Below are 14,406 nucleotides of genomic sequence, written 5' to 3'. Positions count from 1 at the left end.
GGTATAATAGTTCTGAAAAAAAGGAAATGACTGAGAATAATGCCTTGAATATCCCTCTATATACAAATGATCTGGCATACAATATTTAATTTAAGGTGTGAGGAAAAATGATAGCTGATATACATAACAAAATCTCTCGCTCTGGCAGTAATCTGTCGGATCGGTACGAAGATCATTTAACTGGGAGTTTCTTTGGAACGATTCGATATTTACCATTTGAGGTTGGTTTAAAGAATGTTTTGTCCGCTGTTCAATTTCGTGACGCTTCAATCAGTCTTAAATGGGAACTTCTTTTATCAAAACAAAGAAAGAATGATATTCAAATTGAATTCTGGCCAAGGTACGAAGAAGGGGAGATTGACTTAATTCTTTATGTCGATCATGCTGCTATTGGGATAGAGGTCAAATATTTAAGTGGACTATCTTCTGACGACGATAAAGAAACCTTGGATGATATTGACCCCGAAGAAAGTATTAATCAATTGGTACGCTACTCAAGATTAATAGATAGGTTGAATCATGGAGATTTAAAGTGCTTGATATTTCTTGCTCCATTTAAAACCGTTTATCAGATCGAGGACGTGATGAAAAACCGACCAATTACTTCAAATGTCTCTTTAGGATATTTATCTTGGGAAAACATATTGGAGGAATTGAAATCCATCGATTTTAGCTTATTACCAGAGTGGCAAGTGATGATCATTACAGATTTAAAACAGTTTTTGGAGAATAAAGGACTCATTAGGTTCAATGGTTTTCGGTCAATAAAAAATCTTGTAAAACCTAACGAAAGTTATCGTTTTGAAGAAAGTCCTAAAACCAAATGGAACTGGGCAATGGAAGATGTTGACGGGAGGAAAACTTATGTCTTTAAAAATTGAAAAAGGACAAAATATTTCAACGGCAGTACATGTATTAGTAGAAACCTATAAAAATTTAAACAGTCTTTTCACTGAGATGGATGCCCTTTCTATTGAGGATGGGTTTATACCATTAACCCCAAGATTCCTTAGATGGAAGTCGGATTCTTCCTACGATGGATGGCTGACTAGTAACTTTATTAAACTCTACCAAATCCAAAATCATACCAGTGTTCCACACTTACCTGACTTAAGTGATAGTGAAATATTTTGCGTGGAAGTCGATTTAACTGGAGAAGATAACTATCCTGAAGTTACACTTGCCAAGCTTACATATGATTTTACCCAGTGGACCAGAATGCCTGCCGTTTCTGATCACTGGATCTTTGGGGATATTTTTAGAATGGATAATCATTTTTGTATTAAAGAGGATAATGGAAAGTGGACAAGCGAACCTTTTGAAAAGTCATCCAAGAAATATTGGGGGTTAAAAAAGGCAGTAGCAATTACAGTTCCATTAATTGAAATATCGTCGCCAGAAACCATAAAAAGTAAGATTTTTAAGGAATTCAGGGAATTAGAATAAACGTAACTGCTAGGTTGATTATTTAGTTATAGACTAGGCAAAGTTCATTAAATAGATTCATCAAGAATGGTACCTTGGAAAACGTGGAGGTAAATGATGTACACCAAACCGAAATTATTATTATCCCTAATATTGATCCTTTTCTTATCCGCTTGTCAGAATAACCCAGTTGGTAGAGAAAGTATTGAAAAAGAAAAACAAGTGGCAAATGAAACAGTTGAATCAGAAGATAAAGGTAAAGAGGAGGAGAATAAGTCAGAAGCGATCGAGAAGAAAAGTCAAGCAGATAGTGAAGTTGTTGAAGTAGACCAAAATGAACAACAGCAATCCGATGGTGAGGAAATAGATTTAAATAAAGTTGCTAAAGAAAATAACGATAACCCAAAGCTCTTCGAAGATATTGAACAGAAATTTTATATACAGGGAGTCACCCTGGGAGACCCAAAGTCTTTAGTTATTGAAAAGTTGGGTAATCCGGATGAAGAAAAGGAGGATTCCTCCGAGTTGGATCCCTCTGATACTGTTCTATCTTATAATAACCTCAATATATACATTACGAACAATAAAGTGACTCATATGAATCTACAAACCAATGAAGGGTTTTTCAAAAAGGAGTTCTATAATCTTTATCCAGATCGTCAGTATATTTCTGAAGATAGCAGTATGTTTTATCTGTATGAAGAACCTACCGGACATTTAATCTACGCTAAGTATGATAATGAAAATTTTATGGTATATTTTGATTATGCAGATGGAAACTTTAAGTTAAATTTGGATGAACAATGGATTATAAAAACTAGTGACCAAAACCGTTCGGTCATGAACAACCAGTACTTTATAATACCTATACAAACGAGCGGTTTGGTTTTACCTTTGAATATCCGAGTGATTTTGTTATGGATGAACCTCCGACAAATGGAGATGGAATCACAGTTCATAACAATGAATTAAATGTTACGGCTTATGGTGGGCACACAAATGTTGTGAATGAAGGGGAAACAATTGAAACCTATTACGAAGAAGATCTCTCTTCAATCAATGCGGAAATTAGCTACCAACAAATAAAGGATAATTGGTATGTTCTTTCGTATAAAGAAGGCAATGAGATTGTTTATAAAAAGTTCTTTTTTGGAGATAGTGCCTTCAATACCTTTATTATCACTTATCCAGTTGAAAAACAGGAAATGTACGAGCCAATCGTAACTCATATTTCCGATTCCTTTGTTCCTAGCTTAAATGAATGATTCTTTTAACAATAGTAATGCTTCACGTGGCAGCTTCCCTTTTTTAAGGGAACCTGCTCTTTTTATTTTCATAACAAGCTTTCCTTTAGTAAAAGAGCCTTCATATAAAAATATCAAACAAACCCCTAAAGATTTTTACCTAAATTTGAAAACGTTTTCAACTATAATAAAACCATCTAGAAAGCAATGGACCATCTTTTTGCATAACAAATAGCAATAAACCGTTTCCTTAGGCTGCTTTTTTTGCTTGGGAAAAGGTTTATATAAAGTCTGTGGTAAAGGAGGGTAGTGTCACGAGTCATCAATAATAAAAGTGAAAGGTGGTAACAAACTTGCAGAGATCCAAGCTTAATCTCTCTGTCTTTCTAGTAATCTTGCTTATTTTTAGTCAATTCGGCTCCTCAACACTTGCGAAGAAAAGCTCTTCTACTAATCAGCCAGCAGCACCAGTAAACCTGCAGATTCCGAAGCTTGCCTATGACGAGGACAGCATTACCCTTGTTTGGGAAAAGCCTGAGGATTACAGTGATATTGTTGATTTTAATGTCTACATGAATGGGAAGAAAGTGGGCTCTGCTTTAAAAGATAACGGCGGGCCGACTAAGGCTTATATCGATAATTTCTATGAAAATATTGATAAAGATGATTTTCATACGGACATTCTAATTCACAATTTTATGGTTGAAAATTTGAAGCCGAATAAGTCCTATGAATTCTACGTGACTTCCGTTAATGAAGCTGGAGTGGAGTCAGCTCCTTCCAATAAAATCGAGGGGAAAACAACGGCTGTGCCTGAGGTTTTCAATATTGTCGATTATGGTGCCATCCCGGATGATGAAACAAAGGATACAAAGGCAATTCAGGCTGCGATTGATGCAGCGACACCTGGTTCAAAGGTTTTGATTCCTGAAGGGCAGTTCGTCTCTGGAGAATTATGGCTGAAATCGGATATGACCCTGCAGGTGGATGGGTATTTGCTTGGTTCACCGGATGCGGAGGACTACAGCATGAATTTCTGGCTGTATGATTATTCGACTGATGAGCGTTCCTACTCCCTGATCAATGCCCATACATATGATTACGGCAGTCTGAAGAATATTCGAATTGTCGGGAATGGGATCATTGACGGGAACGGGTGGAAGAAGGATAAAAGCCATCCGACGATTGATGAGCTGGGCAATGAGCTTCCACGATTGGCGGCAGGAAATAACTCCAAAGTAACCGGCAATGTTCAAGTGGAAAATGGCAAGATGAGTCCTCTTGATCTTGAATCAGACAGCACACTTGGAATCCTGGCGGCCAGCCAGTCCTATGCTGCCCAGGAGCTGGGGATGGATGAGAAATCGGCCTATTCCACACGTTCCAGCCTGATTACGGTACGCGGAGTAGACGGGATGTACTATGAAGGAATTACCCAGCTGAATCCGGCTTTTCACGGGATCGTTAACCTTCATAGTAAAAACATCGTCGTAAACGGAACGATTTCCAAAACCTATGATGCCAATAATGCGGATGGCTATGAGTTCGGTGATTCGCAAAACATCATGGTCTTCAATAACTTTGTTGACACCGGTGATGATGCGATTAACTTTGCGGCCGGCATGGGGCAGGCTGCTGCCGAAAAAGAACCTACCGGTGAAGCCTGGATCTTCAATAACTATATTCGTGAAGGCCATGGCGGTGTGGTGACAGGCAGCCATACAGGCAGCTGGATCCAGGATTTTGTCGTGGAAGACAACATTATGTATAAAACCGATGTTGGCCTGCGAAGTAAAACGAATACCCCGATGGGCGGCGGAGCAAGGAATATCCTTTTCCGAGACAATGCGTTAGAAGGCATTGACGGGGATGGTCCGTTTGTCTTCACTTCTGCTTATACGGATGCCAATGCGGCCATTCTATATGAGCCAGCACAGGAAATTTCTCAATTTAAGGATATGACCATTGAGAATACGACGGTCCGCAATCAGGGCGGCAGTAAGAAACAATCCATTTTGGTTTCGGGGAATAACGACGTCGGCGAAGTGTATCACGAAAATATTACCTTCAAGGATGTCAAATTTGATAACGTTTATTCCGCCAATCTGGATTACGCCAAGGACTTCAAGTTTATCAATGTTTCTTTTACCAACGTGAAAGATAATGGCGGTAATCCGTGGAGAATTAAAAACTCGACTGGACTTGTATTTGAGAATACAACCGGTGCTCCAGAAGATGCGGCAGTTAAACCGGAGTGGCCAGCTAACTCCGCTCTTCAGGCAACTTCCTCGGCTGACGGAAAGAGTGTGACGTTAACCTGGAATGCGGCAACCGACAATAAGGGCGTTTCTGGTTACACGGTGTACAAAGATGGAAAGAAAGTGGGAACAAACTACACCACAACCAATAAAACCAGCTATACCGTTACCGGCTTGTCTCCAGCTAAAACATATAATTTTAAAGTAGAAGCTGTGGATGCAACAGGGAACCGGACGGTGAATGGTCCGGAAATCACCGTAAAGACGAATGGGCAAGAAGATGTAACGCCTCCAGTTCTTCCGGAAAATACAGATATCACAGAGTCGACAACGAAAATCTCTGCCAGTGATACCTTTAGCGGGAAAGAGGCGGAAGTAGTCTACCCTGGATTCACTTGGGCATCGGTATCCTGGAAAGCCGCTAGTGATGATGTCGGGATCGCAGGATATAATGTCTATGCAAATGGAGAGCTGCATGGTTTCGCCACTTCAAATAAATACACGCTTGGAAACCTAAAGCCTGGCACCAACTATGAAGTGAAAGTAGAGGCAGTTGATTGGGCCGGCAATAAAACACCGTACAACGGTTCTCTGGAAGTTACAACAGCTGTTCCGTATCCAGTCGGGGCTCCAGCCTTTGCTGGGGATTTGCAGGCGGAAATCGGAAATAAGGGGACAAGTGTTCACCTTTCCTGGAACAAGGCCCATGCAACCAACCAGGAAGTAATCGGATACCGTGTGTATGTCAATGGGCAGCCGATTAATCCGGAGGGAGCTGAATTCACACCGATCAATGCAGAAATGACAACTGCAGACACGAACTATACCGTAACAGGCCTAAAACAAGGCAAGAAATATACCTTTAAAGTAGAGGCTGTAGGGAAGGGGACCAAATATTCAAAAAGAGAAAGACTTTCCGATGTCCTCCCGAATGGACTTGCAGAAGTTTCAGGCTATCGCTGGAGCGGGTTTGGGCCAAGTTCGACGGTTCATCTCATTCCAGGAAAAGCGGAAAAGTAGGACAATATTTGGAGAATAGCTGTAACAGGCTATTCTTTTTTTAGGCTTTGTACATAATAGTGTGACTGTTTTATAAAAGAAAAAGGACATATCCAGTCCTTTTTGTGGTTTTCCTATTAAGCTAACGCATCAGTCAGCTGAAAAACTGATTGACTTTACTTTCATCTTCTAATTGTTCTTGTATGAAACTCTCTAATTCCTCTTCAGTAGTGAGTTCACTTAAATCTGTTCCATACCAAGACTGTAAATTTTCTTTCGTTACTTTATATTCTTGGTTTCCAAACTGAAACGTGATCCAGTCCGCATTCTGCACCAATGCTAATATGTATGTAGCATTGTAAATCGCTGTATCTTTGTACTCTTGTTGAGATTTTTCCATATCATAGTTCAGGGTGATTCCGTAGGGTTTCTCTTTTGTTTTTAGTTCAATTTCGTCTAAATGTTCACTGCTGTGGAGCTGATTCGTGATATTTACGACTGCACTGTTATCCCCAACAAAAGAATTTTTAAATTGGAAAAGATCTTCATTTGCCGAATTTGAATTACAACCATTTAGTAAAAGCATGACCGTTATCGAAAAGAACATTAATTTTATTATCTTTCTCACTTGCATTCCTCCTTTTCTGGAATAATCTACAAAATAGCAATAAACGATGGTAGGGAACAGCAGTATCATATAAGTACGTTCTAATGGGATGAGAAGTTTCAAACAAAGGTCATAAACATCTTTCTCTGCAGAATCATCCCTGCTATCCTTTTTAACCAGGAAAAGAACCAGATCTTCAAATGGCGGAGTTTGTTTACGCCATTCCTTTACACCCAGCATAAACATACAGAGATTTCATTAACGCGATTGTTTTAGAGGGGATTCGAGATAACGCATATAATCGAATGGACCATAAATGGAGGATAATTATTGGCTTTCGGTTTTAATCATGCTGCTGGCTCAAATAAAAAAATAAGGAGAAAAAGTGTTGACAGACCAAATGAAACATGATAAATTTATCTCAAGTTAAAGATATTCGAATTCAAGATAATTTACGGAGTTCGATATTTTTTTAAATCAATATCTCGAATTCGAGATAAAAACAAAACAAACTGGGGGAATTTTTAAAATGACTAAGTGGGCAGTAGATCAATCACATTCAACAATTGGATTTGAAGTAAAACACATGATGGTATCAAAAGTAAAAGGTTCATTTGAATCTTACACAGCAGACGTTGTGGCAGAGGATCTAACCGATCTGACAACGGCTAGCATCGCTTTTAAAATTGACGTAGCAAGCATTCACACACGCAATGAAGATCGTGACAATCACTTAAAATCAGCGGACTTCTTTGATGCAGAAAACCAGCCATCCATTGATTTTACATCCACAAGCATTACAAAAGACGGGGATGACTACAAGGTAACCGGCGATTTAACAATCAAGGGTGTAACAAAACCAGTAACCTTTGATGTGGAATTCGGCGGCAAAGGGACCAACCCATGGGGTGTAGAAGTTTACGGGTTTGAAGCGGAAGCTAAAATCAACCGTGAAGAATTTGGTCTTACCTGGAATGCAGCACTGGAAACAGGCGGCGTTCTAGTAGGGAAAGACATCAAGATTAAAGTGGAATTGGAAGTCAATCCAGCTGCATAAGTTCATTTTAGAAATGATGCTGAATCGAATGAACAGCTCTGTTCAGCATCATTAGCCTATGAACAAGGGGACATAAGAATGGAACCAGCAAAAGATGAGCTAAAAGCATTGACCGTCATCATTCGCGCCTCACAGGCTATTCAGGAAGTGATTCGAAAAGATATCGCCAGTCATGGGTTGAACCCAACGGAATTTGCTGTTTTAGAGCTGTTGTACCATAAGGGGGATCAGCCTATCCAAAGCATTGGGAAGAAGGTTCTTCTCTCAAGCGGCAGCATCACCTATGTAGTTGATAAGCTCGAACAAAAACACTATGTAAAACGCCGGGGGTGCCCGGAGGACCGCCGGGTCACCTATGCCGTGCTGACAAGCGAAGGAAAAGCATTAATGGATGAGATTTTCCCGCAGCATGAACAGAAAATTGGAGAAATCTTTGATGAGTTAGATGCCGATGAGGTCCGTGACACCATTTCTTTATTAAAACGAATTGGATACAGGGCGAAAAGCCTTTAATTTTTTATCAGATATCTTGAATTCGAGATAGTTGGGTGGTGTGGCACATATGACAAAAATTTAGAAATAGGCGGCCATGGAAACTGTACCGAAGACAATGAGAATGTAAAAAAAATAGTTGGCAGGTGAACGAAAAAATGGGTTTTTTAACTAAATTTTTTGGAACAAAGCAGGAGGAGGAGAAAACAATGGCAAAATTAAACATTGGGATTATTTTAGGTTCAACACGTGAGGGGCGCGTAAGTCCACAGGTTGGCGCGTGGGTTAAAGAATTGGCCGACAAGCGCGGGGATGCAAACTACACAGTGATCGACATCGCTGATTACAAGCTGCCGATCCTTGGGGAGGCAGGCGGAGACACTTCAGGAGCAGCTCAATGGTCTGAAATCATCGCAGCTCAAGACGGATTTGTTTTTATTGTTCAGGAATACAATCACTCGATAACAGCTGCCCTTAAAAATGCATTGGACTATCTCCGTGAAGAGTGGAACAACAAAGCAGCCGGAATCGTCTCTTATGGTTCAGTAGGCGGTGCCCGTGCGGCGGAACATTTACGGGGTATTTTAGGGGAATTGTCAGTGGCGGATGTTCGTGTTCATCCAGCATTATCACTTTTCACTGATTTCGAAAACGGCACGGAGTTCAAGCCAAAATCCGTACAAGAGGATTCAGTGAATCAAATGCTGGATCAAGTGATTCTTTGGTCAAAAGGATTGTTCACGATTCGGTAATGGCTAAAATTAAATGCCAGCATGTCCATTTGTCATGCTGGCCCTCTAAACCAATATGAAGGTTGAGCGAATCGTTATCAAATGGATTGAAGGATGCGCTCAGAAGTTATATGAGCAGAATGATCTTGCATGGGCAAAGATAAGACAGGATGAGTCATCGCCAGTATTTTTAGTTAAACCAATGGATTTGACTTAGGGTATAGATAAAGGAATAAAAGAAAAGGAGCAGAAAAATGAAAAAAACAATGGGAATTCACCATATTACCGCGATTGTGGGGCATCCGCAGGAAAATGTTGATTTTTATGCAGGGGTACTGGGACTACGTCTGGTGAAAAAAACAGTTAACTTTGACGATCCGGGGACATATCACCTATATTTTGGGAATGAAGGAGGGAAACCGGGAACCATCATTACGTTCTTTCCATGGGCAGGTGCCCCTCAAGGAGGGATTGGCGATGGCCAGGTTGGTGTCACCTCTTTTGTGGTTCCAAAGGGGGCATTTTCTTTCTGGGAAAAACGACTGGAAACGTTCAAGATTCCTTTCACGAAAATGGAACGGTTTGGCGAGCAGTATCTGGAATTTGATGATCCACATGGCCTTCATCTTGAAATCGTTGAAAGAGAAGAAGGAGAAGCCAATGCATGGACCTTCGGCGAAATTACGCCTGAAGTAGCCATCAAGGGGTTTGGCGGAGCGACTCTTTTATCAACACAGCCCACTAAAACAGCTGAACTGCTGGAAAACGTTATGGGGCTTGAACAAATAGGCACAGAAGGGGACTTTACCCGGTTTCGTTCTTCTGCTGATATTGGCAATATCATCGACCTCAAATTGACGTCCATTGGGCGAGGGGAGATGGGGGTAGGAACGGTCCATCATATTGCATGGCGGGCTGTGGATGACCAGGATCAGCTGGAATGGCAGCGGCACATAGGAAAGAATGGCTATGGCGTCACACCTGTCCGGGACCGAAACTATTTCAATGCGATATACTTTAGGGAACATGGCGAAATCCTGTTCGAAATTGCCACCGATCCTCCTGGATTTGCGCATGATGAAACCCATGATACGATGGGAGAGAATTTAATGCTGCCTGCCCAGTATGAACCTCACAGAGAACAGCTTGAGCGCAGCCTACTGCCTTTTGAGGTAAGGGAATTGGACTAAGCGAACGGAAGGAATGATATCTTTGCAAACAATCGATCCATCTCAGCTTACAGAAAGAGAAAACTATAAATTTTTAATCGGAAGCATTATCCCGAGGCCAATTGCTTTCGTCACCTCTCTTTCTGAAGAGGGTGTCCTGAACGGGGCTCCATTCAGTTATTTTAATATCGTGTCTTCCAATCCGCCGATGATTTCCCTGTCCATTCAACGGGCGAAGGGAAAACAGAAGGATACGGCGAGAAACATTATAAGAGGCAAGGAGTTTGTCGTCCATATTGTAGATGAAGACAATGTCGAACAGATCAATGAAACAGCTGCATCTCTTCCTCCTGACCAAAGTGAAATCGAGTTAGCGAAATTAACTCCAGTAAAAAGCGTTAAGGTTTCTGTGCCCGGAGTTGCGGAAGCAAAAATCCGACTGGAATGTGTGTTAGAGCAGGCCCTTGAACTAGGCGGCCAAGAGGCTCCCGGCTGTGATTTTATTATAGGAAAAGTGGTTCAATTTCATATTAAAAGTGACATTTATGAAAATGGAAGAATCGATCCAAGGGGCCTTGGAGCTGTAAGCAGGCTCGCTGGCATTAACTATGCCAAGGTCGGCGAGATTTTTGCGGTGGAAAGGCCGGAGTAGGGATAAAGTTGCACTGTGAACACAAAAAACACCTGCTTCCTTCATAAAATGACATTCGACAGCGATCCTCGAGTGATGAAGTTATTTTCACCTTATTGCTTTATTAATTGGGGCGAAACTTCTCAGGTTCATATCCTAAAGGACATGGCTAACGATGAAGTATTTAGGACAATCAAAGTTTTATTGATTGTAGGAAATGATCCTTATGATCCAGGATATGACTCACTAAACCTCCTAAGAGATGGATTATCAAGTTCAATACAACCATTAAAAATAGAAAGAGCCAAATCGCTCGTTTTTTTTCTATTTCTGGATTGCAGTAATTTTAATTCTCAATGTCATATCAAGAGAGAAATAAAATTGGCTGTCTAATGTCTGTATTACGACGTCATCATATGACCGATGAAGACAAAAATCATTAAGGACGCAGAATGAAAGCGCCATCATAAGGCAGGTGAAGAAGGAAATCATCGAGGATAGGAATGAAAAATGTCATCATAAGCCGGTATCGATGAACATCAACAAGGGTATCAATGATATTTCTAGAGAATATTTCCTGGGTAACCGCAAAATAACCGCAATTTTGACAAATGCATGAGCCTATTTCACTAAAAAAGTCGAATGGTGAGATATAATTCATATCTATTTATAGGATAAAAGTCCCTTTCATACAAAAAATTACAGGTTAACAAAGTGTATAGGCCATGGTATATTAATAAAGCACGAGACGTGATACACATTTCACACACTCGATGCTTAACTATTCTTTATTATGCGATCGTGGCGGAATCGGCAGACGCGCTAGGTTGAGGGCCTAGTGGTGGCAACACCGTGGAGGTTCAAGTCCTCTCGATCGCATCATCAGTCCTGCATTGTTCGTTAGCCCTATATGTTTTTAACCGTACTTTTTTATCGGGATTCCTACATTTATTGATGGATGCCATGCCTGCTTGCTCAGGACGGCAGAAATCGGTATGCGGAAACCCACCTGCTTATGGCGGGTTCATAAAACATCCTGGGAAAACGGCATAGGTGGGATTGATCAATACGCTGGAGTTGTACCCAAGCGGCTGAAGGGGCTGCATTGGAAATGCAGTAGACGTGCAAGCGTGCGAGGGTTCAAATCCCTCCAACTCCGCCATACATAAAAAAATAATAATTCCTTGTATAATATTTTCCCTGACTTGATAAACTATGACTACATTGGGCTATAGCCAAGCGGTAAGGCAACGGACTTTGACTCCGTCATTCGTTGGTTCGAATCCAGCTAGCCCAGTCTATCATCAAAAACGCTGAACTCATTTGGGTTCGGCGTTTTTTTATGGAAAATCTTCATGGAGTTTAAAGGAATTCTCTATGAATATTTACATTTATTTCCGGCATAATAACCCCTGTACAAATTTTGGAAAGGGGTTTTATCTCGATGAAATGGCTGGCAGCAATCTTTACTTTTGTCCTTATTTCTTCGTACTCAATGGGGGCTTTCGCACAGGAAGATGTGAACTGTGATGATTTCGCCACCAAACAGGAAGTGATGGAATTTTGGTTTGATAACGGCTATAGTGCAACAAATGATCCTCATAACCTTGACGGAGACCGTGACGGCTACCCTTGCGAAGTCACGAAAGGGGATTATGACGAGTTCATCTCTGGAGGAACTCCTGAAGAAACGGAAGAACCTGGTGATGAAGGAAATGTCGGCAATACTGATCATACCGGAAATACCGGTAATTCGGGCAAGGCAGGAAATACGGGTGAGGTGATGCCAGATACTGCTTCTGATCATCTGTCTGCCATTTTAGCAAGCGCCGGGCTGGCTGCAACTGGTGCGATGTTGTTCTTCCGTCGTAAAAAAGCACAGGAGTAAAAAAAAACGGCAGGGGAAATCCTGTCGTTTTTCTTAGTGAGGGGTCATGGTTTTGAATCGATTGATTGGAATAGGAATGATGGTGATTGGAGTTTTCATAACCTCGTATCATTTTATGGCTTGGCAAATGGCAAGATCGGCCGCAGAGGAAATGACGGAGGCTGAAGTACAGCAATATACACAAGAAGTGAAACCAGTACAAAAGAACAGCGAGGATGCAGACAACGCCGCAAAGGTTCGTACAGAAGGCAAGCCCGAACCCCAGCAGGCCTCCACGGAGGTCCAGCATGAGTTAGGGGAAAAAGTCGCCTGGCTGATTGTTCCAGGCATTGCCCAAAAGTATTCGGTCTATTGGGGAGCACAGCCAGACATCCTGAAAAAAGGAGTCGGAATGTATGTCAGCCCCTTCACAACTGCACCAAATGGGGGAGGGCACACAGTACTAAGCGGTCATCGGGATACCGTTTTTTACCGGCTTAAGGAGTTAGAGGAAGGCGACGTGCTAAAAGTGGAATACCATGATGACATCTATACCTATAAAATCAATAAAATCTGGATTACCCACGCCGAAGACCGGTCGGTGGTTGTCAGGAAATCAATTCCCACTCTTACATTAACGACGTGCTATCCTTTTTCTTACATCGGGAATGCTCCAAAAAGATATATTGTCCAGGCGGAGCTGGTGAAATAGATTACGCATGACGAATACGGGGTAATTGGATGAAAAATCTGTAACATGTGTTTTTTTATAAAACGAAATTAAAGAATTTGTGAAAAATGATACAAACCAATGGATTGGCGTCCATTTTGCATTATAATAAACACTATTGTTACTAGCTTCCCGAGATGGATAAGCTAAGGATATTACTTTTTCGTTCGCAATAGGAGGACCATATAGATATGACAACACAAGGGACCTTTCATGGTACCGATGGAGCGGAGCTGTATTACCGGATAAACGAACCTGAATCAAGGCCAAAGGCGGCAGTTATATTGATTCATGGCTTTGGCGACCACAGTGGAGGGCTGCAGAATCTGAGCAAAAGCCTTGTTCAAAACCGGTATTGCGTCTATGCCCTCGACCTGCGCGGTCACGGCAAAAGCTCGGGCAAGCGGGGATTTATCTCCAGCTGGGATGAGTTCAGAGGAGATTTGCAGGAGCTTCAAAGGCTTGTGGCGCTTGAGAGGCCGACCCTTCCTTTGTTTATCGTCGGTCACAGTATGGGTGGCGTGATTACACTCGATTATGCGCTGGATCACCAAACCGGGATTTCAGGTGCAGCAGTGATTTCTCCTGCCATCTCCTACAAAGCGACACCGCTTGAAAAGTTCGGCATCACCATAATGGGGAAACTAAAGCCCGATTTTTCTTTTACGAAAAAGGGGAACTTTCATTTGCACGTTAAAGATCCTGAGCTGCAGGCAAAGCTGAATCCAGAAGGTTTGCGTCATAATACGGTGACACCTGGTTTGGGCCGCGGGCTGCTTCACGCCATCGATCGGGTGGAGGAAGAAGCCGGGAACATTCAGCTTCCTTTTCTGCTGCAATACGGTCTTGATGATAGAATCACTCCTCCTGAGAAACTCAGAGAATTTTTCAGCCACGTTGGTTCCCCGGACAAACGCGTCTACGAGTACGCGCTCGCAAAGCACCGTCCGTTTGATGAAAATGGCAGGGAAGTTGTTCTGGAAGATTTGACGTGCTGGCTGGATCAACAGGTGGAAAAGGCTCAGAGGGTGTCCATTAAATTTGCTGGACGGACTTGAATCCGTTTGTCCTTTGGTGTGTTTTTTAGCGATAAGAATGGTAAAATAGAAGTTGCCGGGACAAGTGCCTGGCTTTTATTTATGAAATTGGAAGTTTTGATAAAAAAGTTCCTGCAGGTTAGCCCTGCTGTGCCAAGG

General features: G+C 41.8%; 14 protein-coding genes, 3 tRNA genes and 1 other RNA gene. 17 read left to right on the top strand and 1 reads right to left on the bottom strand.

All coding sequences use genetic code 11. The annotated features are described in order from the left end of the window. The first annotated feature begins 107 nt into the window (after positions 1-107). From EV146_RS27525 to EV146_RS08800, 5 genes are all read left to right on the top strand, one after another. Entirely contained in the window at positions 108-881 is a 774-nt protein-coding gene (locus tag EV146_RS27525) for a hypothetical protein (RefSeq protein ID WP_181215963.1), read from the top strand. Then, on the top strand, positions 865-1,446 hold the full coding sequence (locus EV146_RS08815; RefSeq protein WP_132004757.1) for a hypothetical protein: 582 nt from the start codon (positions 865-867) through the stop codon (positions 1,444-1,446). The genes EV146_RS27525 and EV146_RS08815 overlap by 17 nt, the downstream gene beginning before the upstream one ends. A gap of 93 nt (positions 1,447-1,539) precedes the next feature. Beyond that, positions 1,540-2,397 carry a hypothetical protein gene (locus tag EV146_RS08810; RefSeq protein ID WP_132004754.1) on the top strand — a complete coding sequence of 286 codons (858 nt, stop codon included), beginning with the start codon at positions 1,540-1,542 and terminating at the stop codon, positions 2,395-2,397. After that, positions 2,343-2,690 carry a hypothetical protein gene (locus EV146_RS08805; RefSeq protein ID WP_132004751.1) on the top strand — a complete coding sequence of 116 codons (348 nt, stop codon included), beginning with the start codon at positions 2,343-2,345 and terminating at the stop codon, positions 2,688-2,690. Before EV146_RS08810 ends, EV146_RS08805 begins: the two co-directional genes overlap by 55 nt. Before the next feature lie 332 nt (positions 2,691-3,022). Next, on the top strand, positions 3,023-5,947 hold the full coding sequence (locus EV146_RS08800) for a fibronectin type III domain-containing protein (protein ID WP_158287053.1): 2,925 nt from the start codon (positions 3,023-3,025) through the stop codon (positions 5,945-5,947). 133 nt (positions 5,948-6,080) lie between these two features. Here the strand turns inward: EV146_RS08800 and EV146_RS08795 are convergent, their stop codons facing one another. Continuing rightward, positions 6,081-6,773, bottom strand: a complete 693-nt coding sequence (locus tag EV146_RS08795; RefSeq protein WP_338419210.1) for a DUF4825 domain-containing protein — start codon at positions 6,771-6,773, stop codon at positions 6,081-6,083. A 289-nt stretch (positions 6,774-7,062) separates the two neighbouring features. Between EV146_RS08795 and EV146_RS08790 the strand changes: the two genes are divergently transcribed. From EV146_RS08790 to EV146_RS08735, 12 genes are all read left to right on the top strand, one after another. Continuing rightward, on the top strand, positions 7,063-7,590 hold the full coding sequence (locus EV146_RS08790) for a YceI family protein (protein WP_132004745.1): 528 nt from the start codon (positions 7,063-7,065) through the stop codon (positions 7,588-7,590). 78 nt (positions 7,591-7,668) lie between these two features. Further along, positions 7,669-8,103 (top strand): MarR family winged helix-turn-helix transcriptional regulator, encoded by a 435-nt coding sequence (locus tag EV146_RS08785; RefSeq protein ID WP_132004742.1) that lies wholly within the window; start codon positions 7,669-7,671, stop codon positions 8,101-8,103. Positions 8,104-8,240: 137 nt separating this feature from the next. After that, positions 8,241-8,834, top strand: a complete 594-nt coding sequence (locus EV146_RS08780) for an NADPH-dependent FMN reductase (protein WP_181215964.1) — start codon at positions 8,241-8,243, stop codon at positions 8,832-8,834. A gap of 233 nt (positions 8,835-9,067) precedes the next feature. Continuing rightward, a complete protein-coding gene (locus EV146_RS08775) occupies positions 9,068-10,003 on the top strand; it encodes a ring-cleaving dioxygenase (RefSeq protein WP_132004736.1) in 936 nt (311 codons plus the stop codon). Positions 10,004-10,025: 22 nt separating this feature from the next. Beyond that, on the top strand, positions 10,026-10,634 hold the full coding sequence (locus EV146_RS08770; RefSeq protein WP_132004733.1) for a flavin reductase family protein: 609 nt from the start codon (positions 10,026-10,028) through the stop codon (positions 10,632-10,634). A 774-nt stretch (positions 10,635-11,408) separates the two neighbouring features. Continuing rightward, a tRNA-Leu gene (locus EV146_RS08765) sits at positions 11,409-11,492 on the top strand. 3 nt (positions 11,493-11,495) lie between these two features. Then, a non-coding RNA gene (gene ssrS / locus EV146_RS08760) (6S RNA) lies at positions 11,496-11,677 on the top strand. Between the two features lie 9 nt (positions 11,678-11,686). Beyond that, positions 11,687-11,775, top strand: a tRNA-Ser gene (locus EV146_RS08755). Between the two features lie 63 nt (positions 11,776-11,838). Beyond that, positions 11,839-11,910, top strand: a tRNA-Gln gene (locus tag EV146_RS08750). Between the two features lie 147 nt (positions 11,911-12,057). Beyond that, the gene (locus EV146_RS08745; RefSeq protein WP_132004730.1) at positions 12,058-12,501 is read left to right on the top strand and encodes an excalibur calcium-binding domain-containing protein; all 444 of its coding nucleotides are present in this window, start codon (positions 12,058-12,060) and stop codon (positions 12,499-12,501) included. A gap of 46 nt (positions 12,502-12,547) precedes the next feature. Then, the gene (locus EV146_RS08740; RefSeq protein ID WP_132004727.1) at positions 12,548-13,192 is read left to right on the top strand and encodes a class D sortase; all 645 of its coding nucleotides are present in this window, start codon (positions 12,548-12,550) and stop codon (positions 13,190-13,192) included. A gap of 209 nt (positions 13,193-13,401) precedes the next feature. Further along, positions 13,402-14,268: an alpha/beta hydrolase gene (locus EV146_RS08735; protein WP_132004724.1), complete on the top strand. Its 867-nt coding sequence runs from the start codon at positions 13,402-13,404 to the stop codon at positions 14,266-14,268. Positions 14,269-14,406 lie beyond the last annotated feature (138 nt).

The organism is Mesobacillus foraminis, from assembly GCF_004340465.1.
GTDB classification, from domain to species: domain Bacteria; phylum Bacillota; class Bacilli; order Bacillales; family Cytobacillaceae; genus Mesobacillus_B; species Mesobacillus_B foraminis.
This window is presented reverse-complemented; position numbering and strand designations above follow the sequence as displayed.

Bases quoted from the DNA above. Each gene is read 5' to 3' on its own strand.
- EV146_RS08735 (WP_132004724.1), top strand. From the start codon at position 13,402: ATGACAACACAAGGGACCTTTCATGGTACCGATGGAGCGGAGCTGTAT.
- EV146_RS08780 (WP_181215964.1), top strand. From the start codon at position 8,241: ATGGGTTTTTTAACTAAATTTTTTGGAACAAAGCAGGAGGAGGAGAAA.
- EV146_RS08810 (WP_132004754.1), top strand. From the start codon at position 1,540: ATGATGTACACCAAACCGAAATTATTATTATCCCTAATATTGATCCTT.
- EV146_RS08740 (WP_132004727.1), top strand. From the start codon at position 12,548: ATGGTTTTGAATCGATTGATTGGAATAGGAATGATGGTGATTGGAGTT.
- EV146_RS27525 (WP_181215963.1), top strand. From the start codon at position 108: ATGATAGCTGATATACATAACAAAATCTCTCGCTCTGGCAGTAATCTG.
- EV146_RS08790 (WP_132004745.1), top strand. From the start codon at position 7,063: ATGACTAAGTGGGCAGTAGATCAATCACATTCAACAATTGGATTTGAA.
- EV146_RS08795 (WP_338419210.1), bottom strand. From the start codon at position 6,773: ATGCTGGGTGTAAAGGAATGGCGTAAACAAACTCCGCCATTTGAAGAT.
- EV146_RS08775 (WP_132004736.1), top strand. From the start codon at position 9,068: ATGAAAAAAACAATGGGAATTCACCATATTACCGCGATTGTGGGGCAT.
- EV146_RS08745 (WP_132004730.1), top strand. From the start codon at position 12,058: ATGAAATGGCTGGCAGCAATCTTTACTTTTGTCCTTATTTCTTCGTAC.
- EV146_RS08785 (WP_132004742.1), top strand. From the start codon at position 7,669: ATGGAACCAGCAAAAGATGAGCTAAAAGCATTGACCGTCATCATTCGC.
- EV146_RS08805 (WP_132004751.1), top strand. From the start codon at position 2,343: ATGGATGAACCTCCGACAAATGGAGATGGAATCACAGTTCATAACAAT.
- EV146_RS08815 (WP_132004757.1), top strand. From the start codon at position 865: ATGTCTTTAAAAATTGAAAAAGGACAAAATATTTCAACGGCAGTACAT.